The sequence below is a fragment of the Amphritea japonica ATCC BAA-1530 genome (assembly GCF_016592435.1).
Lineage (GTDB): Bacteria > Pseudomonadota > Gammaproteobacteria > Pseudomonadales > Balneatricaceae > Amphritea > Amphritea japonica.
On record NZ_AP014545.1, the window covers coordinates 18,530 to 40,595 of the forward strand.

Annotated in this window: 21 protein-coding genes; 9 read left to right on the plus strand and 12 right to left on the minus strand. The window is 47.1% G+C overall.

Annotation, left to right across the window (positions count from 1 at the left end):
* The first annotated feature begins 97 nt into the window (after window positions 1-97).
* From AMJAP_RS00080 to AMJAP_RS00090, 3 genes are all read left to right on the plus strand, one after another.
* Window positions 98-1,033 (plus strand): hypothetical protein, encoded by a 936-nt coding sequence (locus tag AMJAP_RS00080; RefSeq protein WP_019621224.1) that lies wholly within the window; start codon window positions 98-100, stop codon window positions 1,031-1,033.
* Window positions 1,034-1,144: 111 nt separating this feature from the next.
* Window positions 1,145-2,839, plus strand: coding sequence for an AAA family ATPase (locus AMJAP_RS00085; protein WP_026340055.1), 1,695 nt, complete (start codon window positions 1,145-1,147; stop codon window positions 2,837-2,839).
* A complete protein-coding gene (locus tag AMJAP_RS00090) occupies window positions 2,829-3,755 on the plus strand; it encodes a hypothetical protein (RefSeq protein WP_019621222.1) in 927 nt (308 codons plus the stop codon). Before AMJAP_RS00085 ends, AMJAP_RS00090 begins: the two co-directional genes overlap by 11 nt.
* Before the next feature lie 250 nt (window positions 3,756-4,005).
* Here AMJAP_RS00090 and AMJAP_RS00095 read toward each other — a convergent pair whose 3' ends face one another.
* The 7 genes from AMJAP_RS00095 to AMJAP_RS00125 all read right to left on the minus strand — a co-directional run bounded on the left by AMJAP_RS00095 (window position 4,006) and on the right by AMJAP_RS00125 (window position 10,846).
* Window positions 4,006-4,308, minus strand: a complete 303-nt coding sequence (locus AMJAP_RS00095; protein WP_019621221.1) for a hypothetical protein — start codon at window positions 4,306-4,308, stop codon at window positions 4,006-4,008.
* Between the two features lie 217 nt (window positions 4,309-4,525).
* The gene (locus AMJAP_RS00100) at window positions 4,526-5,362 is read right to left on the minus strand and encodes a hypothetical protein (RefSeq protein WP_019621220.1); all 837 of its coding nucleotides are present in this window, start codon (window positions 5,360-5,362) and stop codon (window positions 4,526-4,528) included.
* 908 nt (window positions 5,363-6,270) lie between these two features.
* A complete protein-coding gene (locus tag AMJAP_RS00105) occupies window positions 6,271-6,576 on the minus strand; it encodes a hypothetical protein (protein ID WP_236588734.1) in 306 nt (101 codons plus the stop codon).
* A 13-nt stretch (window positions 6,577-6,589) separates the two neighbouring features.
* Window positions 6,590-7,144 (minus strand): D-glycero-beta-D-manno-heptose 1,7-bisphosphate 7-phosphatase, encoded by a 555-nt coding sequence (gene gmhB / locus AMJAP_RS00110; RefSeq protein ID WP_019621218.1) that lies wholly within the window; start codon window positions 7,142-7,144, stop codon window positions 6,590-6,592.
* Between the two features lie 83 nt (window positions 7,145-7,227).
* Complete coding sequence (gene glyS, locus AMJAP_RS00115) at window positions 7,228-9,318, minus strand: glycine--tRNA ligase subunit beta (protein WP_019621217.1); 2,091 nt, start codon at window positions 9,316-9,318, stop codon at window positions 7,228-7,230.
* On the minus strand, window positions 9,318-10,292 hold the full coding sequence (gene glyQ / locus AMJAP_RS00120) for a glycine--tRNA ligase subunit alpha (protein ID WP_019621216.1): 975 nt from the start codon (window positions 10,290-10,292) through the stop codon (window positions 9,318-9,320). The genes glyS and glyQ overlap by 1 nt, the downstream gene beginning before the upstream one ends.
* Before the next feature lie 107 nt (window positions 10,293-10,399).
* On the minus strand, window positions 10,400-10,846 hold the full coding sequence (locus AMJAP_RS00125; protein ID WP_026340052.1) for a YtoQ family protein: 447 nt from the start codon (window positions 10,844-10,846) through the stop codon (window positions 10,400-10,402).
* A gap of 123 nt (window positions 10,847-10,969) precedes the next feature.
* Between AMJAP_RS00125 and AMJAP_RS00130 the strand changes: the two genes are divergently transcribed.
* On the plus strand, window positions 10,970-11,854 hold the full coding sequence (locus tag AMJAP_RS00130) for a lysophospholipid acyltransferase family protein (RefSeq protein ID WP_019621214.1): 885 nt from the start codon (window positions 10,970-10,972) through the stop codon (window positions 11,852-11,854).
* 65 nt (window positions 11,855-11,919) lie between these two features.
* Here AMJAP_RS00130 and AMJAP_RS00135 read toward each other — a convergent pair whose 3' ends face one another.
* The 5 genes from AMJAP_RS00135 to def are packed head-to-tail and all read right to left on the minus strand — an operon-like array spanning window position 11,920 to window position 17,574.
* Window positions 11,920-13,368, minus strand: coding sequence for a TrkH family potassium uptake protein (locus AMJAP_RS00135; protein ID WP_019621213.1), 1,449 nt, complete (start codon window positions 13,366-13,368; stop codon window positions 11,920-11,922).
* Window positions 13,369-13,380: 12 nt separating this feature from the next.
* Window positions 13,381-14,757, minus strand: a complete 1,377-nt coding sequence (trkA, locus tag AMJAP_RS00140) for a Trk system potassium transporter TrkA (RefSeq protein WP_019621212.1) — start codon at window positions 14,755-14,757, stop codon at window positions 13,381-13,383.
* A 40-nt stretch (window positions 14,758-14,797) separates the two neighbouring features.
* Window positions 14,798-16,096 (minus strand): 16S rRNA (cytosine(967)-C(5))-methyltransferase RsmB, encoded by a 1,299-nt coding sequence (gene rsmB, locus AMJAP_RS00145; protein ID WP_019621211.1) that lies wholly within the window; start codon window positions 16,094-16,096, stop codon window positions 14,798-14,800.
* The gene (gene fmt, locus AMJAP_RS00150; protein ID WP_019621210.1) at window positions 16,096-17,064 is read right to left on the minus strand and encodes a methionyl-tRNA formyltransferase; all 969 of its coding nucleotides are present in this window, start codon (window positions 17,062-17,064) and stop codon (window positions 16,096-16,098) included. Before fmt ends, rsmB begins: the two co-directional genes overlap by 1 nt.
* 3 nt (window positions 17,065-17,067) lie before the next feature.
* Complete coding sequence (gene def, locus AMJAP_RS00155) at window positions 17,068-17,574, minus strand: peptide deformylase (RefSeq protein ID WP_019621209.1); 507 nt, start codon at window positions 17,572-17,574, stop codon at window positions 17,068-17,070.
* Between the two features lie 143 nt (window positions 17,575-17,717).
* On the opposite strand from def, the gene AMJAP_RS00160 reads away from it, so the two are divergent.
* The 5 genes from AMJAP_RS00160 (at window position 17,718) to hemF (ending at window position 22,066) form a co-directional block, all read left to right on the plus strand.
* Window positions 17,718-18,761, plus strand: coding sequence for a LysM peptidoglycan-binding domain-containing protein (locus tag AMJAP_RS00160; protein WP_019621208.1), 1,044 nt, complete (start codon window positions 17,718-17,720; stop codon window positions 18,759-18,761).
* Between the two features lie 27 nt (window positions 18,762-18,788).
* Window positions 18,789-19,904, plus strand: coding sequence for a DNA-processing protein DprA (gene dprA, locus AMJAP_RS00165; RefSeq protein ID WP_019621207.1), 1,116 nt, complete (start codon window positions 18,789-18,791; stop codon window positions 19,902-19,904).
* A gap of 119 nt (window positions 19,905-20,023) precedes the next feature.
* On the plus strand, window positions 20,024-20,536 hold the full coding sequence (gene purE, locus AMJAP_RS00170) for a 5-(carboxyamino)imidazole ribonucleotide mutase (protein ID WP_019621206.1): 513 nt from the start codon (window positions 20,024-20,026) through the stop codon (window positions 20,534-20,536).
* A 5-nt stretch (window positions 20,537-20,541) separates the two neighbouring features.
* Window positions 20,542-21,099 carry an L-threonylcarbamoyladenylate synthase type 1 TsaC gene (locus tag AMJAP_RS00175; RefSeq protein ID WP_019621205.1) on the plus strand — a complete coding sequence of 186 codons (558 nt, stop codon included), beginning with the start codon at window positions 20,542-20,544 and terminating at the stop codon, window positions 21,097-21,099.
* Window positions 21,100-21,151: 52 nt separating this feature from the next.
* The gene (gene hemF, locus AMJAP_RS00180; protein ID WP_019621204.1) at window positions 21,152-22,066 is read left to right on the plus strand and encodes an oxygen-dependent coproporphyrinogen oxidase; all 915 of its coding nucleotides are present in this window, start codon (window positions 21,152-21,154) and stop codon (window positions 22,064-22,066) included.

Genomic DNA, 22,066 nt, shown 5'->3' on the forward strand with positions numbered 1-22,066 from the left:
ATTCAAGTCTAGTTTAGATACGTAATTCTTAGTTTGACGTAAAGTCTTACTTTGCGTTATAGTGTTTATTATGTTTTTATTTTTGTATGGAGTCTTTATGGAATTTCGAGCACCTTCAGTTGCTACAGAACAAACCGCACGTGCTGCAAAGTACCTCACGAAAAATCTTGAAGATCCAAATGCAGGAAGAGCAGTTTTAGATACTCTTATAAACGAGTTAGGAAACGTTGTTGAGAACTTTCCAGATTGGCACCCAATATTGACTATTCCTGCGAAAGACTCAACTAAAGAGGCTTGTTCGTTAAATGGACTGGATGCTTATAAAACTATTGATCACACAGTGATGTTTGTTCGTGGGTTTGTGACATGCCCATATAGTGAAGATAAAGCAGACCGTTTGGTGGAAGCTGTCGAGCAGTTAGAAGGGCTTCGTGCTTACCGGCTACATCAACCTTTATATGCTGACAGTGCTTACCCAGTGGTGGTAGAAGCATATATTGTTCAGTTAGAAGCGGATGGTACTATTCGTAGCCGTGATGCTTTAATTTGGTTTTCACAGCACTTACTTAATGATCCTTCGAATTCAGAAGTTGCCGAAACTTGGTGGAATATTCGTTCTCTGATTTTGGGTCATCCCCATGGATCTCGCTCTTCTTTATTTGTGAATCAGCACTCAGGTGCTCATATGCGAAAAATTCTAGAAGCTTTCAATAACAGCGGTATGTTTGGCCCAATAAAAGAATCTTCACTCGAAATGTTATCAAAAAAGAAGAGAGACACAATTTGTGAGGCTCTCATTCGAGCTGCTGTGAGCAGTTGGGATAAGCATAGCGAAAAGTTTGATTTTGAATTACGTGGTGAAACTTGCAAGGTTAATATTCGTGATACGTGGGGTGATGGTCAGGAATTGTCAGTTCAAGTTGTAATTGGTGATCATGATTTATATGTCTCGGGTTTTTTCTATCTACGAGAAGATCGACCTACATATACAGAACCTTTGGGAAAGCGCGCTTTAGCTGAAAAGTTCTTGTAAAAGCAGAACAACAAGCAGTAAAGCGTCTACGAAAAGCTGGTCTATTCACCGCTTGCTTTAAAAGCTGCGCAGTATGATTGTGTTAAGACTAATCTTAGGAACAATTGATCTTTGAAAATTATATATACACCAAACCTTCCTTGGGGAGCTGAACCCCCAGCTATTTCTGGAGAGAAAGATTACTTGTCTCTCAGTGGAAATAACTGGGATGACTTTGGTTACAGAACAACACTTAATGCTAGGATCTTCTTTGATGGAGAAGCCATTGATCTTGATTTTAGTATCAAGATGCTGATAGATGATGTCGAATATACACGAGAGCACCTAAATAACCTCTGCAAAGAAGGATGGAATGGTAGATTTCCTATTCCTGATCAGAAGTATGTATCTGTTCCAACAGACATTGATTTCTATAAGACAATTCATTCTCGCCTTTCTTCAGAAGAAATGTCTAAGTTCTTAGCTCTTCTAGGTGACGCCGGCTATTTGGTGGAGGTTAAAAAAGATAAGAGTTCAACTAGACTGACTCAGTTAGATATTTTTAATACTTCTCTACTTCGTGGGAGTGGAAGTAACAAATGCTTTCAGGATGGTTGGCGGATATTAGAGCATCAGGATAGCTCGATTCGAGACTTCAAGTTCCGCCTTAATACACAAAGTGGTGGTGTTTGCGATATTCCTTTTAGCTTTGAGTCAGACCTTCTACCCTATGATATCAATGTACTGATTGGTCCCAATGGTATCGGTAAATCATACTGTTTAAGGTCACTGGTTGAATACTGGTTACAAATTGATAAAGGGGCTCCAGATCAGCTTAGCGAGCTTGGGTATGATCCTTTTGACCATAGACCTAATATCAGTCGTCTTATCCTTGTTTCATATAGTCCGTTTGAAGAGTTCAGCTTAGGGCTTAAGAAAAAAGATAAGGTGCTTGATACAAGTGCTTATCGATATTTTGGCTTTCGTAAGAAGTTAAAAAATGGGCGTATTGGCATTAGTCGAGGCTTACCAAAACTAAACGCAAGCGAATCGCTGCTTGATGCAATTTATGAAGACCATAAGTATCAAGAAGAAAGTTGGTGGATAAACAAGTTTGACACCTGTCTCAAAGTTCTCAAAAAGGCTGTAGGATTTGATGAAATCTACTTAAAGTTAGATAGCAATCAAAACTTATCAGCACTAAAAAAGTATATAAAAGATATTAAAGGATCAAGCTATCTTATCCTCGATAGCTCTCTCCCTGCAATCGTCTTCAAGCAAGAGTTGATTGACTGTTGTGATATGCAATCGGGAGCTTATTTCATTAAAAATAAGAAGTTATGCGACCTTAGTTCTGGTCAGCTGCTGTTCTCTTATATTGTAATTAACGTTATCGGATCAATCAGAGAAAATTCACTAGTTGTTATCGATGAGCCGGAGCTATTCCTCCATCCAACTCTTGAGATAGAGTTTTTATCTCTATTAAAATCTGTTTTAAAGCCATTCAAGTCTAAAGCAATACTAGCTACTCATTCATTGTCTGTTGTTCGCGAAGTACCTTCAAACTGTGTACATATTTTCAGAGAAGGCAAAGATGGCTTTGATGTGATTCCTCCTCCTTTTGAGACTTTTGGAGGGAGTGTCCAACGAATTTCTGCATATGTGTTCGGTGATCGATCCGTCTCAAAACCGTTTGATGAATGGCTTGAAAAGCAGATGGCGGGCGGTAAGCAGGCTGATACTTTAATTGATCAGCTTGGAGAAGAGATTAATGAAGAGCTTATGATGCGGATTCATCGTATATCAAGGAGGTTAAATGGTAGCTAAATTGTTACCTCCAGCTCATGACTCGGCAGAAGTTGTTCGAGACTCAATCGCGAATAGGAGACAACATAGAGATTTCTTCAGAGCTCTTCAAGAGGATTGGTTGGCCCTTATTGATGATTATAATCGCCTCTCAGGTGACCCAACGGCTATAGCACCCATAGATTTGTCTCAATATATCAGTGCTGAGAGGCTACAAAATGAAGCCGCTAGTGAGCCAGGAAGAGGAGAAAGCGATGATCCAGCAGAGAGGTTATATCAAAGGCGTAAAAAATCTCTGATAAATCTGTATTCGGCAGCAGCTGGAACAAATTTGCATACGACTTTAGATGCTATGAGAAGGAGGCATGGGCTTAGATTCTGTCCTTCATGTGGAGAACCCGGAAAGCCAGGAACTCTAGACCACTATTTACCGAAAACTGAGTATCCCGAGTTTTCAATTGTATTAGAAAATTTGACACCAATGTGTGAGGCTTGCCAAGAAAAAAAGGGTACATCTGCCGTCGATGAGGAGGGAAATAAGCTCTTTATTCATCCCTATTATGATCCAATTGAAGATGCTTCTCTTAGTCTTGTGATATCTGAACCATATGAAAGCCCTACTTCGTTTAATGTAGAGGTTCATCAAGATGTCCCTGAGCAAATAAGATCTCTATTTGAAAGGCATTTGTCTGAGATTAATTTTAGAGAAAGGTTCGAAGAGTTTTGTATAGATGAGTACTCGGACCTGCTTTCACTTTTTACAGCAGAAAGAGCTGGAGATAATCCAGATAGTGCAAGGCGAATTCTACCAAGGTTTTTAATTAAAAGTGCAGTGCAATCACACAACCGCTGGGAAGCTATATTCTACCGTGGTGTTCTATCTAACCCAGATTTGCTGGATTACTTAGATAACGCTGATTTGCCAGGCTTGTTTTGAATCGAACTGACCCACAGGCAAGCATTATCCGATCTACTTAATATGAATCGACCATGAACTACCTAAAGAAGAGCGCTACATGAATCGTATTTTCTACAGGTATGACCTAGTTAATGTGAAGGAGATTTCGGCTTTGATAGGAGCTATGGGAGATTGGGATTATATGGTTTAGAGGGTGGATGCTCAGTAGAGTTGTGTTGTAATGGTTTGATAAATAAGAAAATATTTTAACATTAAAATTTTCAGGTAATTAAAGGAAGATTGCTGTTGTGAGAAAAGGAAAGTTCTTCAAGGCTCTAATAGAAGAAATAAAGTCCCCGTCAGGGGAAACAATGATATCACTTCTTATAACAGTGGCTTCAGTAGCTATCCCTGCTTTGGTTACAGTGTTTACACAAAATAAATCTATAACTGATAGTTTTTCTTCTATGACCATCACTCTTGCAACTTTTTGCATAGTGGTCGTTGCATGGAGGCCAAAGGCTTGGTGCTCGATAGCTGAGTATTTAGAAGCATTGTTACTTCTGTTAATCAGCTTGTCTTGGTTGATCATTATTGGCTATTTTGATTTGTTTCTTGAGTTATCTTGGTTTGTGTATCTAGCAGCATTACATTCAACTCTTAATGTTATCTACGTTCATCAAGTAGTTAAGTATGGAACTAGTACAGATAAGGAATGAATCGACCAGCTTTTCGTTGACGTTTTACTACTTGTTGATCTGTTGTTTTCAAAGTCGATTCAGGCCTTGAAATCTAAATAGCGATATTAGTTATGCGCTATGTATGGCTTTGACCCCTATTTTTAGGCGCCATCGTTCAATTGAATAGCGAAGTGATGCGAATAATGCTATTCCTATATAGCTCAAAATTACGATAGAAGAGCTTGAAAGTACTTCTTGAGGATAGAAAGACAGTAATGCTAGGATGCTGGCTCCAGTGTTTGATATGAGTAAAAAGATCACTCTGGGCATCATATATTTCTTTTTTCTTCTACTTACAGTATTAGCCCACTTTTCTTCTAATCGGTTCTTATGTTCCATATTCTGTGCTTTGTAAGCGCAGGCAATATGCTTTTTAAATGAAATACATACTATTGGGTAGAATGTGCCAAAAAAGATACAAATTGCTGAAACTGTTGATACTGTCTGATGGTAATCAGTATGTGGCGCTAGGAAATAGGAAAGCCCTCCTGCGAAAAAAATAAAGTTAAAGGCAAAGAAAAGATAAGGTAGCTCTTTGATCAAGCTTCCGTATTTAATCTGATTTTTTCCCTTAGCTAAGGCATAGACGTCATCCAATTTGGGGTGTGATTTGATACGCAAAGTCCGCATACCTGCAACATGTTTATAGAGCATATGGATCAATGAAACCTTGTGAGCTATTACAGATAAGAAGCCCCAACCCATGAAAAAGACTACGAATGAGTATACGGTGCCAATCGTTGCTGCTTGTGCGGTTAATTTTTGGTCACCTGAAAAGAAAGCAGCTATAGCAAATAGACCTGTTATGGATAATAGATAGGTCTTAACGTACCACTGGCATTGAGAATGCTGGTTTGCTATTGAGGTCGTCGACTCTTCAATTTCCTTTTCGATTACATTTTCCATAAGTTGTCTCGTTGTATGAGGGGTCGTCATAGTGATTATTGTCAGGTTGATGCTGCCTGATAGTGATTGATAAAACAATTAAACAGTCTCTCATCGACTTAATAAATATAATTAACAAATGATTATGAGGGTAATCCTCCCCTATCCTATGGAGGGTTTGGATGATGAGGCAATTATGGCCTTAAGGTATTTCACCTTAAGTGAGAGTTTACTCGGATATTTCATTCTATATGAGAAATTGGGGCTAAGGTCGTTTCTCATATAGAATGAAACACCGTATGTACCGGGGCTTTCTCATTTCACGTCAAATGAGAAACGACATGTCGAATCTCATTTAGACTTAAATGAGAAATTTAAAAAGCAGCCTGAGGGCTGCTTTTTTATTGTCACAAATTTGTGCTCGTAAAGAATTTTGAATGACCTCTGGTTTTACCAGACACTTAATTTTGACATTAATGGCTCATCTCTAAAAAGAGGCAGGCATATTCCGGGTTATCATATTTTTTGCTGATTGATTCAGTCACACCCGAATTTATCCTGTTATTCAGAGAGCGTGTATTTTGAAATTTCAGCGCTCTTCTCTGAGGCGTCTGTCAGAGCGCATGGTAAATGTTGCTTGTTATGCATTCAACTGGGCTGGGTATGTATAAAAAGCCGCTCAGAAGCTCTCTTAGGAGGTCGTTTTTTGGCTGAATCGGTAAAAATAAGTCTATCCAGGCAAAGGCAGAGAATAGTTTTTAAGTTTTAATTGTTGCGCTGCGCCTTTTTGAGCGTTGGTTGAGTTCGTGTATTTGTGAAGCTGTTTGCAGTGGTGCTTCTTTTTACACTGCTATGGATTTTTTTTCGAAGCGGATGCTCGCTGCTTTTTTGTGTCTTCTTTGTCGCTCGTCGGATGTTTTTTATAAATTTCAGCGAGGGCTATTTGAGGTTTTTACTAGCCCATTCTGGGATAAGACGCCGTGTATTTTTATCGCAGTTTTCTTAAGTCGGTTTATCTCTCCTAATGTCGGATTATGCCCTGTTGCCAGTAGAGTCTCTTTCTCTTCCAGTTCCATATCCAGATAATCCATCAGTTTTTTTGAACAGCCAGTACAAGGGCCATTACACATTTCGGCAACAGGGGTGTCGAATGGAATGCCTGAGCGAATGTCCTTTATCAGGTTTCTCATCGCTTCTTTTGTGTCCGGTTTAGATTCCATAGTTGAATGTTTCACGTGGAACGCCTGGTTAATCTGAACGTCGTTGATGATAAATAATATGAAGCGCAGCCGCTTCTAGGTCATCGACAACCGTTGTGTTTTTCGGTGTGTTTCCTTTTAAAAGCGTTCGATTCCCTTTGCCTGTTTTGACCAGGATTGAGGGGCATCCAGCGGCTTCAGCAGCTTCCAGATCGCGCAACGAGTCACCAACAACATAGACTTGTCCCGGGTCGATATCGGGGTAGCAGCTGAGGATGTGTTGATACATCCCTGGCAGAGGCTTTCTACAGAAGCAGTTATCATCGGGTGAATGGGGGCAGTATTCGATCTTATCAATTCGCCCGCCCTGCTCTACAACCAGTTGCTCCATCTTATGGTGCATCTGGTTAAGGGTGGTTAGATTAAAATAGCCTCGGGCCAGTCCAGATTGATTGGTTGCCACGCAGATATCAAAGCCAGCTTTGGACAGTCGGGCAATCGCCTCGATACTGCCAGGCAGAGGCTGCCACTCATCGACGGTTCTGATGTAATTATCGGAGTCGTGGTTTATTACGCCATCCCGATCAAGGATTACTAATTTCATAGTGTTTATTGTAAACCTATAAAGCAGAAACAAAAAAGGCCGGTTAGTTAACCGGCCTTATAATTAGCTTGCTGATAAAACGCTTAGCTAAGCGCTGAAATATCGGCGACACCTAGGAACAGATTGCGCAGCTGGTTTAGCAGAGCAAGGCGATTGTTTCTAACCGCTTCGTCGTCGGCCATCACCATAACTTCATCAAAAAACTTATCGACGGTAGGTCGCAGTTCAGCCAGCGCTTCGAGTACTTCCTTGAAGTTGCCCGCTGCAAACAGTGGCGCAAGTTCTGCTGACTTGTTTGCGACTGCTTTGGCAAGCGCCTTCTCTGCGTCTTCAATCAGAAGCGCTTCAGATACGTTGTCAGCGATCTTGGTGTCTTGCTTGCTCAAGATGTTTGATACACGCTTGTTGGCGGCAGCAAGGGCTTCAGCTTCGTTGAGTGTGCGGAAGTGACTTACCGCTTTCACTCGCTGATCAAATTCAAGCGGTCGGGTTGGGCGAAGTGCATGAACCGCTAAGTAGGCCTCAATTGCAATCCCTTCATCGTCATACCATGCACGGAAACGTTCCAGCATGAAGTCGACGATTTTAGATTCCAGACCTTCCCGTGCAGGCAGGTTTGAGTGGCAATCGGCGGCTACTTTAATCAGGTCTTCAAGGTCCAGGTTAAGCTGCCGCTCTACGATAATGCGTAGTACGCCTAAAGAAGCCCGGCGCAGTGCGAAGGGGTCTTTGGAGCCGGTTGGTGGCTGATTAATGCCAAACAGACCTGTCAGAGTGTCCAGGCGATCAGCAAGTGCTACCGCGATTCCGGGTTCGCTTTGAGGAAGCTCGTCGCCGGCAAAGCGTGGCATGTACTGTTCATTTTGTGCCAGAGCAACGGCTTCGTCTTCACCGTCGTTAAGCGCGTAATGGTATCCCATCAAGCCCTGAAGATCGGTAAATTCGTAAACCATATCCGTCATTAGGTCGGTCTTGGCGAGCAGTGCGGCCCGTTCTGCTTTGGCCTGATCCTGGCCGAGAGCTGCTGCAATATGCTTGGCCAGGGTTGCAACGCGGCTGGCTTTGTCGTGCAGTGTGCCGAGGTCTTTTTGGAAGACGATCGTCTTAAGGTCTTCGACGCGTGATTCAAGTGTGCGCTTCTTGTCGGTCTCAAAAAAGAATGCCGCATCGGATAAACGAGGGCGGATAACTTTTTCGTTTCCAGCGATGACTTGAGCAGGGTCTGTAGACTCGATATTTGAAATCGTAATGAAGAATGGCATTAGCTTGCCATCGCTATCAGTGACGTGGAAATACTTCTGATGCTCTTTCATTGAAGAGATCAGTGCCTGGGCGGGTACTTCGAGGAACCGGTCTTCGAAGCGGCCGGTTAGTGCAACAGGCCATTCATTGAGTCCGGTGACTTCATCAAGAAGGTCTTCATCAATCTGAGCGATACCGTTTACCAAACGTCCCTCGGCTTCAACCTGGGCGCGGATTTTCTCGCGGCGCTCTTCGAAGTCAGCCATTACCCAGCCGACACTCTCGAGGTTTTCCAGGTATTCGTTTGCCTGACTAAGTACGATTTCCTGGTTGTGATGGAAGCGGTGGCCGCGTGTATTACGGTCGGCTTTCAGGCCAAGGATTTCGCATTCTACAACCTGGTCGCCCATGAGCATGACCAGCCATTTTACCGGACGTACAAATTCAGTACGTGAGGCGCCCCAGCGCATTCGTTTTGGGATAGGTAGCTTGCCGAGTGCGGTTTCAATAATAGCGGGTAGTTCGTTGGCCAGTGCTTTGGCTGGCAGTTCCCGGCTAAAGCTCATCTTGCCATCTATATCGACCAGCTTGTCGACGGTAGTACCACATTTGCGAGCGAAGCCTTCAAGTGCTTTGCTGGGGTTTCCCAGCTCATCATAGGCGATGCGTGCGGGTGGGCCCTGCATCATAAAAGTGCTGCTAGGTACTTCGTCAGCCAGGTTGCTCAGGAATAAAGCAAGGCGACGGGGTGCTGCATATGAGTTAACAGTGGTGCCCTCAAAGATCTCAGCGGCTTGCTTGCCGAACAGTTCTTTGATGCCAGCAATGACTTCTTTTTCTAATGCGGCTGACAGGGTTTTAAGTGCTTTCGGTGGAAGCTCTTCTGTACCGAGTTCGAACAGAAAGTCCTGACGGTTGATTGAATCACTCATCACTTGCTCTCCTCTTCGCAGGCGGCCAGTACTTCATTGCGGATGCCCTCTTCCGCCAGCGGGAAGCCAAGCGCTTTACGGGTGTTGAAATAGGCGTGAGCAACTTCACGAGCAAGTGTTCTAACGCGCAGGATATAGCGTTGGCGTTCGGTAACTGAAATCGCATGGCGAGCGTCCAGTAAGTTGAACGTGTGAGATGCTTTCAGAACCTGCTCATAAGCTGGCAGCGGCAGTGGTGTCTCCAGTGCTAACAATTTATTGCACTCGGATTCATGATGGTCGAAGCTCTTGAATAGCTGAGGTACGTCAGCGTGTTCAAAGTTATAGGTAGACTGCTCTACTTCGTTTTGGTGGTATACGTCTCCGTATGTCACCGCGCTACCGTCTGCGTTGTATGTCCAGATTAAGTCATAAACACTATCGACATCCTGCAGGTACATAGCAATACGTTCTAGGCCGTAAGTGATCTCTCCGGTTACCGGATAGCACTCAATACCGCCTGCTTGCTGGAAATAAGTGAACTGGGTGACTTCCATGCCGTTAAGCCAGACTTCCCAGCCCAGGCCCCATGCGCCCAGTGTTGGTGATTCCCAGTTATCTTCTACGAAGCGAACATCGTGAACGTTAAGATCTAAGCCCATGCGTTGCAGTGAGCCGAGGTAGAGTTCCTGAATGTTATCAGGCGACGGTTTCATTACTACCTGGAACTGATAGTAATGTTGTAGTCGGTTTGGGTTGTCGCCGTAGCGACCGTCGGTTGGACGTCGGCTTGGCTGGACGTAGGCTGAGTTCCAGGTCTCAGGACCGATGGCGCGCAAAAATGTAGCTGGGTGGAATGTGCCGGCGCCCACTTCCATATCCAGTGGTTGCATTAATACGCAGCCCTGCTCTGACCAATACTCTTGCAGCGCCAGGATTAGCCCCTGAAAGGTGCTGGCATCCGGTCTCGCTTTATCTGTCACTGAGTTCACCATTTGAAATCTGTTTGTACAAAAATAGAGCGAAATTATACACGAATTAGAAGCTGTGAAAGCGCCTAGCTGCTCGATTAAGGTTGTTTTTCGGTGGCTTTTACGCGGTTTTAATAATCCCTGCTGAGATATTCCAGTATCTCAATTACCTGTTCGGTGTTTTCAGCGACAGCCATTGCTGCTGCATCAACTTCTTTCAGGGGGTGGGTGATCTCTTCGGCGTGCTCTACGATAAGTGATTTTCCGAGGGCGGTGGCGATGCCAGCATCGAAGGCTGCGTTCCATTGTTTGTATTTGTCGCCAAAACGTACGACGACAATGTCAGCGCGTTTAATGGCAGTCATGTGTCGGATGCTGTTTATCTTGGCAGCCTTATTGTCTTTCCAAAAGTGCTTTTCTTCAGCGCCTAGAATATTAGTACCGCAGTCGTCGCTGCTGCCGTGATCGGTATTGGGTGTCAGTATATCGATGGGCAGGTTCTTCTCGCTGATGGCTGTTTTTATCTTTTCTCGCCAGTCAGTATGGATCTCGCCTGATAGGTAAACGGTATATCGCATCGTGTTGCCTCGTTGATTTTGTTTCATTGTTGGTCTTTATCAGATTCCCCATTATATAATCTCGGCAGTCGCTTAGTTGGTTATAAGTGCTTATTTTTATTCCATGTTGTGAAAAGGTTCCACGTGAAACATCTTAAAGGCTGGCTATCCATATCCGTTCTCTATCTACTCGCACTTCTTCCGTTGAGCGTGGCTCAGTTGTTGGGAAGCTATATTGGAAAGCGGACCTATAAACAAAAAAGTAAAGCATACAAAATAACACGAATGAATATAGAGCTGTGCTTCCCTGAGCTGAATGCAGAGCAACAGGAGACGCTGGTAAAAGAGAGCTTGATTGAGACCGGTCGGTTGGCTGGAGAAATGGGAATGTCATGGATCTGGTCGCCCGAGCGAGTAATAAAAAAGATCCGAAAAATTCATCATGAAGAGCTTTTGTCAGAAGCGCTGGCGAATGGGAAAGGTGTGATTTTAATTGCACCACACCTGGGAAACTGGGAAGTACTAGGGCTGCATTTAAGCACAAAGTACAAGCTTACCTCTATGTATCGTCCCCCGAAGATTGAATTGATGGATCGGCTGGTCAGGCGTAAGCGAGCCCGATTAGGTTCAAAGCTTGCCCCGGCTAATGTGAAGGGGGTGCGTATGGCGATGAAGGCGTTAAAGGCAGGTGAAGTGCTGGGTATCTTACCGGATCAGGAAGCCGATAAAGGGAGTGGTGTGTTCGCCCCTTTTTTTGGGCAGGATAGTTACAGCATGAAGTTGCTGCCACAACTTGCAGCCCAAACCGGGGCCGTGGTTCTCTCCGCATATGCTAAGCGTCTGCCGGGTGCTGAGGGCTATGAGATTTTCTTTCATCGCGCTTCCGATAAGATTAATGACAAAGATCTTTTGAGTTCTGCAACGGCGATGAATGCGGAAGTTGAGTTCTGTGTCAGGCAGGTTCCTGAACAGTATCAGTGGGAATATAAGCGCTTTCAACACTGCTCGGATGGCACGAGAAGGTATTAGAAGTTAAAGGCGCAGGTATTAAAAAGGGGCTTCTATAGCCCCTTTTTTATTGCCTTCAAAACGAGTTAGCGCTTCCAGAATGCCGGGGAGAAGAGCACCAGAAGGGTGAATACTTCAAGCCGCCCAAGGAGCATGGCAAAGGCGAGAACCCACTTGGCGGTTTCATTCAGGTCGCCATAGTGTGCCGCTACCTGCCCTAGTCCGGGACCCAGATTGTTCAGAGTGGCGCCCACAGCCGACCAGGCTGTAACTTGGTCGAGTCCTGTCCCCAGAAGAATAATCAACATCACTACGAAGACAATCAGGTAGACCGAGAAGAAACCCCATACGGCTTCCAGAACGCGGTCAGGAATTGGCTTGTTGCCAAATTTAACCGGGATCACCGCGTTCGGATGAATGAGTCGCTTTATCTCCCGCTGGCCCTGTTTAAGAATCAGTAAAATACGAATGACCTTCATGCCGCCGCCGGTTGATCCGGCACAGCCGCCGGCGAACGCCGCTACGAAGAGCAGAAAGGGAAGCATGACCGGCCACTGGGCAAAGTCTGCTGTCGCAAAACCGGTGGTTGTTGCGATTGAGACAACTTCAAATATGGCTTTACGAATAGACTCTACCGGCGCATATGTCTGGGTGGTAACCAGTACGACAGCTGCCAGTACCGTGATGCCGCCCAGCATCGATAGATAGAATTTAAATTCAGGATCCTGAAAGTAGTGGGTAATCGAACGCTGACGCCAGGCGAAAAAATGTAAGCCGAAATTAACGGCTGAAATGATCATAAAGAACGTACAAATTCCTTCAATCAGCGGACTGTCAAAATAGCCGATGCTGGCGTCGTGGGTTGAGAAGCCGCCAATAGCAACGGTAGAAAAGCTGTGCCCTACTGCATCAAACAAAGTCATTCCGGCAAACCAATACCCTAAGGCGCAGGCAACGGTGAGTGATAAATAAATGTACCAAAGTGCTTTAGCGGTCTCGGTGATACGCGGAGTTAGCTTGCTGTCTTTCACTGGGCCTGGTGTTTCTGCACGATAGAGCTGCATGCCACCGATACCCAGCATCGGCAGAATAGCGACAGCCAGTACGATGATACCCATGCCGCCAAGCCATTGAAGCTGCTGTCGATAGAAAAGGATCGATTGTGGCAGCGCGTCGATTCCGGTGATAACGGTTGCCCCGGTAGTTGTCAGGCCTGACAGCGACTCAAACACGGCATCGACAAAGGAAAGATTAGGGTTGTCGGCCAGCATAAAAGGGATAGAACCAAACAGCCCCAATACCACCCAGAACAATACGGTAACAAGAAAGCCGTCCCGGGTCCGCAGGTCTTGTCGCACTCGATAAACAGGTGCCCAGATAATAAAACCGGTACACAGAGTTATAGTGAAAGCGGAGATGAACGCCAGGTGGGAGCTATCATGGTAGCTGTATGAGATGGCGATCGGCGGCAGCATAGAGAAGCTGAATATCATCAGCAACAGGCCGAGAATCCGCAGGATTACTTTATAGTGCATCGTTCTCTCCGATCAGAAGAAGCCAAGACCAACCTGAAATAGGCGCTCAACTTCCCCGATCTTACGTTTGTCGACCAGGAACAAAATGACATGATCATCGTTTTCTACAACGACATCATCGTGGGCGATCAGTACTTCATCATTACGTACAATCGCGCCGATAGTCGTGCCTTTTGGCAGATCTATCTCTTCGATCATTTTGCCGACAACTTTTGAGCTGCGGCTGTCGCCGTGGGCAACGGCCTCAAGTGCCTCCGCTGCGCCTCGGCGAAGTGAATGCACTGCCGCGACGTCGCCACGTCGTACGTGGGTCAGTAGGCTGCCTATGGTGGTTTGCTGAGGCGAGATGGCGATATCGATCACCCCGCCCTGCACTAAATCGACATAGGCGGGATTATTAATCAGCGTCATGACCGTGCGGGCACCCAGACGTTTAGCCAGCATCGATGCCATGATGTTAGCTTCGTCATCGTTTGTCAGCGCGCAGAACACATCGGTATCTTCGATGTTTTCTTCCAGCAATAGCTCTTTATCGGAGGCGCTTCCCTGCAACACGATAGTGTTGTTAAGACGTTTTGCCAGGCTGTTACAGCGGTGAATATCCCGCTCGATTATTTTTACCTGGTATTTATCTTCAATTTTATCTGCCAGCCGGGCACCGATATTGCCGCCGCCAGCGATGATGATCCGTTTATAGGGTCTGTCCAGACGACGCAATTCACTCATAACCGAGCGGATATCTTTTTTAGCCGCGATAAAAAACACTTCGTCATCGGCTTCGATAACGGTGTCTCCTTTCGGAATGATAGGGCTTCCTTTACGGAATATGGCCGCTACCCGGGTTTCGACCGAGGGCATATGAGAGCGCAGATAGGATATTTCACGGCCTACCAGTGGGCCGCCGTAATAAGCTTTTACGGCGACAAGCTGAGCGATGCCGTCGGCAAAGTCGAGTACCTGAAGTGCACCGGGGTGTTCGATGAGTCGGTGAATGTGCTTGGTAACCAGCTCTTCCGGGCTGATTAAGACGTCGATGGGAATAGATTTATCGGTGAAAATTGTATTCTTTTTCAACAGGTAGTCATGCTCACGAACCCGGGCGATTTTGGTGGGTGTGTGATACAGCGTCTGAGCGATCTGACAAGCGACCATGTTAACTTCATCGCTGTTGGTTACCGCGATGAGCATGTCAGCATCGCGGGCACCGGCCTGATCAAGAATGGTGGGATGCGAGGCTTTACCCTCGACCGTACGGATATCCAGACGATCCTGGAGCTCTCGTAGCCGACCCATATCGGTATCGACGATGGTGATGTCGTTCGCTTCGCTAGCCAGGTTCTCAGCCAGTGTGCCACCGACCTGTCCTGCCCCGAGAATAATAATTTTCATATTATGATGAGTCTCCGATCAGCGGGCGGCATCGCCATCACTAATTCTGATCTTTTACCAATACGGCATAATAAAAGCCATCATGTCCCCCAGGTTGAGGGAAAAGCTGACGGCCAAAGGCTCGTTCTATGCCCCAGTCAGCCTCAATTGCAAGATGCTGAGCATCGGGCTGGGACTTCAGGAAGCGTTCTATAACCCGTTCGTTTTCCTGAGGAAATACTGAACAGGTTGCATATACCAGCCGCCCGCCCTGTTTGAGCATCTGCCAGCAGTTTTGAAGAATGGCTAACTGTAGTTCTGCCAGCGCTTTTATATCTTCACTTTGACGCATGTGCTTTATGTCAGGGTTACGCCGGATGACACCGGTCGCCGAACAGGGAGCGTCGACCAGAATTCTGTCGTAATTCACCCCGTCCCACCAGTCTTTTGTAGCGGCATCGGCAATGATTACTTCAGCATTTAGTTGCAACCGTTGCAGGTTTTCCTGGATTCGTTGCGCTCGGTTGTCTTCAAGCTCGATCGCCGTGACATGATCCAGGGCCGGTTGGTGCTCAAGAATATGGCAGAGTTTTCCGCCAGGCGCTGCACAGGCGTCCAGTATCCGTTGTCCGGCCTGCAGATCCAGCAGGTCGCTACTGAGCTGTGCTGCCTCGTCCTGAATGCTGACAAAACCGTCATCAAATTCCGGTAGCAAGCTTACATCAATCGGGGTTTTAAGCTGAATACCTACATCGGAGTATGGTGTCGCGGACGCCTGAATATCAACATCGGACAGCTGCTGAAGATAGCTTGCCTGATCCGTTTTCTGACGATTAACCCGCAGCGTCATCGGCGGATGCTGGTTATTTTGCTCAAGAATGTCTGCCCAGTGATCTGGCCAGTTGTGCTGTAGTTTTGCGATCATCCACTGGGGGTGAATATAGTTGAACGCTTCTTTCTCAGACAGGCTTTCAAGCAGTTCATCTTGTTCACGTTGTAAGCGCCGTAATATGGCGTTGAGCAGGCCTTTTGCCCAGTCTTTGTTCAGTTGACTGGTGGCTTCGACGGTTTCACTGATGGCAGCATGGGCGGGAATGCGCATCTCTAAGAGCTGATAAAGACCGAGTAGTACCAGGGCGTATACATCCTGGTCCTGCTCTTTGAATGGCTTTTTAAGTAAATGTTTGGCTAGCCGCTCTAATCGGGGCAGGAAACGCATGGTGCCGTAACAAAACTGCTGCAGGAGCGCGCGTTCATTTTCCTGGCAGTATTCCAGCGCTCTGGGTAGTGCCGTATTCAGCGATTCTTTGCGTGCGATTACTGGGCCGAGGGCGCGGGCGGCAATAGCGCGAATGTCCATTAAGACTGCCCCAGTTGCGTGCCGTTACTAAAGAGTTCTTTCTTGGAGTTAAGCACCGCGCTGGTCTCCATCGCTTTGCTACCCGGAAGCTGGATCTTCAACAATCTGACAACGCCCTGTCCACTGGCAACGATAATCGCTTTCTTATCGGTACCGATGATGGTTCCCGGAGTTGCTGTGCCTGGCTCAATATCAGTATCTGCTTCTGCATACCATACCCGCAAGGTTTCTCCGTTGAGAGAGGTGAAAGCCACCGGCCAGGGAGAAAGTCCCCTTACCTGTCGTGCGATCTCCACTGCCGGTTGTTGCCAATCGATCTGCCCTTCGGCTTTTTCCAGTTTATGGGCATAGCAGGCCAGACTGTCATCCTGAGCTTGATGGATAATCGTTTGATCGGCAATGCCTGGAAGACTTTCGAGTAACGCTGCGGAGCCAATCCCGGCAAGCCGGTCATGGAGCTCACCACTGGTGTCTGACGGAGTGATTGGGCAGCTTTTCTTGAGTAGCATTGCGCCGGTATCTAAACCGATATCCATCTGCATGATGGTTACACCGGTTTCACTGTCGCCTGCCAGCAGTGATCGGTGAATGGGTGCGGCGCCGCGCCAGCGTGGCAGCAGGGATGCATGAACGTTGATACAGCCGAGACGGGGGGCATCAAGGACCGCTTTAGGCAGTAGCAATCCATAGGCAACGACGATCATCAGATCGGCACCCAGGTCGGCCAGCGCCTGACGGTCCTCATCCAGCTTAAAGTTGAGTGGCTGGTAAACCGGCAGGTCGTTATCCAGAGCGACTTTCTTCACGGGGCTGGGGGTCAGCTTGCGGCCCCGGCCTGCCGGACGGTCTGGTTGGGTGTATACGCCGATAACCTGATGACCCGCTGCAATCAGAGCCTGTAAACTCGAAGCGGCAAAATCCGGCGTGCCGGCAAACAGGATACGCAGTCGTTTAGCTGAGTCTGACATGCTTCAAGCCTTCTGACGGTGAAGTTTATCCAGCTTGCTGCGGATTCGGGTGCGCTTTAAGGGTGACAGGTAGTCAACGAACAACTTACCTTCCAGGTGGTCAATCTCATGTTGAATACAAACGGCCAGAAGGTCGTCAGCTTCGAGACTGTAGGTTTCACCCTGCTCATCCTGTGCCGTGAGACGGATTCTGTTCGGCCGAATCACGTCTTCATAGAAGCCAGGAACGGATAAACACCCTTCCTGCAACTTCTCTGTTTCGTCAGTAAGTATCTCAACTTGGGGATTAATAACCACCAGAGGGTCATTTTTCTCTTCAGAGGTGTCGATAGTGATGATACGCTGATGTACATTGATCTGTGTTGCTGCCAGACCGATGCCTGGTGCATCGTACATGGTTTCAAACATATCTTTGATAAGCTGACGTAACTCATCGTTAAATACAGTCACCGGTTCAGCAACTGTACGCAGGCGTGGATCTGGAAATTCTAGTATTGGAAGTAATGACATGGTCGCTGCAGAAAAGAAATAGGTTGAAAAAAAAGAACACTGAAATCAATAATCTTTTCATTATACTGATATAGATACACAATGTATTGCCGATACTGTTATAGACTCTCAAAAATATGGCGGTCTGAGACAAGGATTTGAATATGAAACAACTGGTTGCAGGTTTTCTGGGCGCTCTGGCGATGTGTATCGCATTAGTGATGCCTGTTCAGGCTGAGGTTCGTAAAGACACACTGGCGTTACAGGATAATCATCCTAAAACCTATGTGGTCGTTAAAGGCGATACTCTTTGGGATATTTCGGGGATGTTTCTTAAATCTCCCTGGAAATGGCCGCAGCTCTGGGGTTATAACCAGCAGATCGATGATCCGCACTGGATCTACCCTGGGGATGTATTAACGCTGAAGTGGATCGATGGTCAGCCCCGGTTAGTCAAGAATGACGGTATTATCCGCCTCAGCCCGAAGGCTAAAGTGACTCAGCTGAAGGATGCGATTCCAGCCATTCCACTCAAAGATATCATCGCTTTTCTGTCTGACAATATCGTCATGGATAGTGATGAGCTTCTGGCAGCGCCCTATATTGTTGGCAGCACAAATAATCGCATCGTTGCCGGTGCCGGTGATCGCGTGTACGCCCGGGGAACACTGATTGAAGATCTTTCCCGTCAGAATATTTATCGTCCGGCGCGTGAATATATTGATCCGGTGACGAAAGAACACCTGGGTTACGAGCTGTTCAAGATCGGTGAAGCCGCTGTTGGCAGTAAAAAAGACGACATTATTACCTTGGACTTGCGTAAAACCCGGGAAGAAATTTCGGCATTGGATCGGGTCTATCCTAGTCAAAAGACAGTAATTCAGTCCATTTTCTATCCCAGTTCTGCAGAAGATGAAATTAATGGACGCATAATCTCTGTGCTGCGAGGTGTGCGACAAGCGGGTCAGTATGATGTTGTCGCAATCAACCAGGGTGCGCGCGAAGGTCTTGAGCCGGGAGATGTGCTGACTATTTATAAAGCCGGTGAACGGCTGAAAGATCCGGTGACGAAAGAATTGATTATTCTGCCGGCTGAAAAGTCAGGTTTGATGATGATCTTTAAAGCGTATGAAAAAGTCAGTTATGCACTGATTCTTAAGGCCACTAACGTTATCGCTATCGATGATGAGGTGCGCAACCCCTCTTAATGCAGGTCCACTGGACAAGGAGTGTCCATGCTTCATCATCTCAGGGAATGGATTGCCCTGTCAGAGCTGCCCGGGATCGGTCCCGGGCTTTTGCTTCAGCTGGTTCAGCGAACGCAAACCGCCCCCGTTGAACTGCTTAATCTAAGCGATGACTCTCTCAAAGCCCTTAAGCTTCGTCCCGACACTACCCAGCATATTCTGGCTTATAAACAGGGTAAATGGCCCGGTGATGAATACTTCAACAGTATTGAAGCCTGGTTGGCGGAACCACACAATCACCTGATCAGTTATGCCTCTCCCGACTACCCGCCATTGCTAAAAGCGATCCCGGACCCTCCCCTGATGCTCTATGTCAGTGGTGACCCCGGTGTGCTGCATCTGCCGCAACTGGCGATCGTGGGAAGCCGCGCGGCCAGCCGCAACGGCGTAGAGTTGAGTAAATCATTCGCCAGTTCGCTGACAGCGGCTGGAATGACCATTACTAGTGGTTTGGCCAGGGGTGTTGATGGCGCCGCTCACAGGGCGGCTGTGGAGCTTTCGCGGCCGACCATCGCAGTGCTGGGGTCAGGCCTGAAGAAAATCTATCCACGGCAGCATCAACGGCTTGCCGACTCTATTATTACGCAGGGTGGCGCGCTGGTGTCTGAATACCCGTTGTCGATGCCACCACTGGCGTATAACTTTCCCCGGCGCAATCGTATTATCAGCGGTTTGAGTGCCGGTGTTCTGGTGATAGAGGCGGCAAAGCGAAGCGGCTCGTTGATTACAGCGCGGTTAGCCCTTGAACAGGGGCGAGAGGTGTTTGCCCTCCCCGGGGCGCTGAATAACCCGCAGAGCCATGGGTGTCATGACCTGATTCGTGAAGGGGCTATTCTGGTGGAAACCAGTGCGCAGATTATTGAGCCTTTAGCGAGCCTGTTAGGCAGTTACCACTATGAGGAACGGCAGGCCGACGCTGAGTCAGTCAGGCTGTCAGAAAGTGAAACCCTGTTACTGGACCAGATGGGCTATCAGCTAGTTACGTTAGAACAGTTGATCGGGCTGACCGGCCAGCCCGCTTCTGTATTGTTACCGCAACTGGTGGGAATGGAGCTGTCTGGTTATATCGAAAATACGCCGGATGGTTATCAACGGTTGATCTGAACCTGAATCCTTTTCGCAGTACGGCATAAAACCCATCTTTTTTCGTGGTTGAATGTTGTACAGTTTTAGAGTATTTTTCCACGTTTTCCCGACTAACTTCACAAATTTTGAAGAAAATCATGACTAAACCATTTATTGCTATTTTGATGGGTTCTGACTCAGACCTTCCGATTATGAAAGCTTCTGCTGAAATCCTGCGCGGCCTGGATGTTCCTTTCGAAATGAAAGTTAGCTCCGCTCACCGTACGCCGGTTCAGACCCACGATTACGTTAAAGACGCTGATCAGCGTGGTGCTGTTGCCTTTATCTGTGCAGCAGGTATGGCGGCTCATCTGGCGGGTGCAGTTGCGGCAAACACAACTAAGCCTGTGATCGGTGTACCAATCGAATCCTCTTTAGATGGTCTGGATGCCCTGCTGTCTACGGTACAGATGCCGGGTGGCATTCCAGTTGCAACTGTTGCTATCGGTAAAGCCGGTGCGAAAAACGCAGCTTACCTGGCGGCACAGATTGCTGCTGTACAGGATGCTGAACTGGCTGAGCGTATCAAAGCAGAGCGTCAGGCAAACACTGATGCGGTTATCGCTAAAGATAACGCGCTACAGGAAAAGCTGGCGAACGGCGAAATCTGATCGCTATGGGCTGGTGGCATATTCGTCAGGCAGCCAGGGCGATGCACCTTGGAGGTGTTATCGCCTATCCTACTGAAGCGGTTTGGGGGCTTGGCTGTGACCCGTTCAATGAAACCGCGGTTCACCGGTTGCTTAAAATTAAGCGTCGGCCTCTGCATAAAGGCCTGATTCTGGTGGCTTCCTCGATACAACAGGTGCAGCCATTGCTGGATAATATTGCGCCTGAAGAGCAAGAGAGAATCAAGGCGACATGGCCCGGTCCAGTGACCTGGATTCTTCCTGATCCGGACAATCTGATCCCCACCTGGGTTAAAGGAAATCATAGTTCTGTTGCTGTGAGAGTAAGTGATCACTATCAGGTAAAAAGTCTCTGTGATGCTTTTGGTTCCATGATTATATCCACATCGGCAAATTTCTCAGATAAACACCCTGCAAGAGATAAAATGAAAGTAAGTATTCACTTTAAGGAAAAAGTGGATGTTATCGTGCCTGGTGAGCTCGGCAAGTTAAGTCGGCCGACAAAAATATATCGTCTGGACAGTGACCAACCGGTAAGAAGTTAAATCAGTACAGTTAGTGATAACTAATCACATCGAGACCTTAAAGGTAATATAAATGACAGCACCGGACATTAATGCGGTAAAAGCGTATCTTCTAAATCTCCAGGACAGCGTTTGCGCACAACTTGAAAAGGTTGAGGGCAAGGCTAAGTTTACGGAAGATAGCTGGCTGCGCGAAGGTGGCGGTGGCGGTCGTACCCGGGTCTTAGCGAACGGTGCTGTGATCGAAAAAGGAGGGGTGAACTTCTCCCATGTCTTTGGCGATAAGCTACCGGCATCGGCAACGGCTCACCGCCCTGAACTGGCGGGCCGGACTTTTCAGGCGATGGGTGTATCGCTGGTTATTCATCCCCATAACCCCTATGTACCAACGTCCCATGCCAATGTGCGCTTCTTTATTGCTGAAAAAGAGGGTGAGGATCCGGTGTGGTGGTTTGGTGGTGGTTTTGACCTGACCCCTTACTATGGCAACAAAGATGACTGTCGCGCGTGGCACCAGGCAGCGAAAGATGCCTGTGATCCTTTTGGCGAAGACGTTTATGACCGTTATAAAGAGTGGTGTGACGAATACTTCTATCTTAAACACCGTGATGAGCCACGCGGTGTTGGTGGTTTGTTCTTCGATGATCTGAATGAACCAGACTTTGATCACTGCTTCGCGCTGATGCGCTCTATCGGTGATGCTTATGCGCCCGCTTACTGCCCGATTGTTGAAAAGCGTAAAGATACTGAATACGGAGAGACTGAACGTGATTTCCAGTTGAACCGTCGCGGTCGCTACGTCGAATTTAACCTGGTGTTTGACCGTGGGACGCTGTTTGGCCTGCAATCCGGTGGCCGTACCGAGTCGATCCTGATGTCCCTGCCTCCGGAAGTGCGTTGGGGTTATGACTGGAAGCCGGAGCCGGGGTCTAAAGAGGCCGAGCTTTATGACTTCTACCTTAAACCGCAGAACTGGTTGGAGATTTGA

Coding starts and splice junctions, on each gene's coding strand:
- AMJAP_RS00125 (WP_026340052.1), bottom strand. CDS start 10,846: ATGCGATATACCGTTTACCTATCAGGCGAGATCCATACTGACTGGCGA.
- AMJAP_RS00090 (WP_019621222.1), top strand. CDS start 2,829: ATGGTAGCTAAATTGTTACCTCCAGCTCATGACTCGGCAGAAGTTGTT.
- hemF (WP_019621204.1), top strand. CDS start 21,152: ATGACAGCACCGGACATTAATGCGGTAAAAGCGTATCTTCTAAATCTC.
- glyQ (WP_019621216.1), bottom strand. CDS start 10,292: ATGGTGAACTCAGTGACAGATAAAGCGAGACCGGATGCCAGCACCTTT.
- def (WP_019621209.1), bottom strand. CDS start 17,574: ATGTCATTACTTCCAATACTAGAATTTCCAGATCCACGCCTGCGTACA.
- dprA (WP_019621207.1), top strand. CDS start 18,789: ATGCTTCATCATCTCAGGGAATGGATTGCCCTGTCAGAGCTGCCCGGG.
- rsmB (WP_019621211.1), bottom strand. CDS start 16,096: ATGGACATTCGCGCTATTGCCGCCCGCGCCCTCGGCCCAGTAATCGCA.
- AMJAP_RS00100 (WP_019621220.1), bottom strand. CDS start 5,362: ATGGAAAATGTAATCGAAAAGGAAATTGAAGAGTCGACGACCTCAATA.
- glyS (WP_019621217.1), bottom strand. CDS start 9,318: ATGAGTGATTCAATCAACCGTCAGGACTTTCTGTTCGAACTCGGTACA.
- gmhB (WP_019621218.1), bottom strand. CDS start 7,144: ATGAAATTAGTAATCCTTGATCGGGATGGCGTAATAAACCACGACTCC.
- AMJAP_RS00135 (WP_019621213.1), bottom strand. CDS start 13,368: ATGCACTATAAAGTAATCCTGCGGATTCTCGGCCTGTTGCTGATGATA.
- AMJAP_RS00095 (WP_019621221.1), bottom strand. CDS start 4,308: ATGATCAACCAAGACAAGCTGATTAACAGAAGTAACAATGCTTCTAAA.
- AMJAP_RS00175 (WP_019621205.1), top strand. CDS start 20,542: ATGGGCTGGTGGCATATTCGTCAGGCAGCCAGGGCGATGCACCTTGGA.
- purE (WP_019621206.1), top strand. CDS start 20,024: ATGACTAAACCATTTATTGCTATTTTGATGGGTTCTGACTCAGACCTT.
- fmt (WP_019621210.1), bottom strand. CDS start 17,064: ATGTCAGACTCAGCTAAACGACTGCGTATCCTGTTTGCCGGCACGCCG.
- AMJAP_RS00080 (WP_019621224.1), top strand. CDS start 98: ATGGAATTTCGAGCACCTTCAGTTGCTACAGAACAAACCGCACGTGCT.
- AMJAP_RS00160 (WP_019621208.1), top strand. CDS start 17,718: ATGAAACAACTGGTTGCAGGTTTTCTGGGCGCTCTGGCGATGTGTATC.
- trkA (WP_019621212.1), bottom strand. CDS start 14,757: ATGAAAATTATTATTCTCGGGGCAGGACAGGTCGGTGGCACACTGGCT.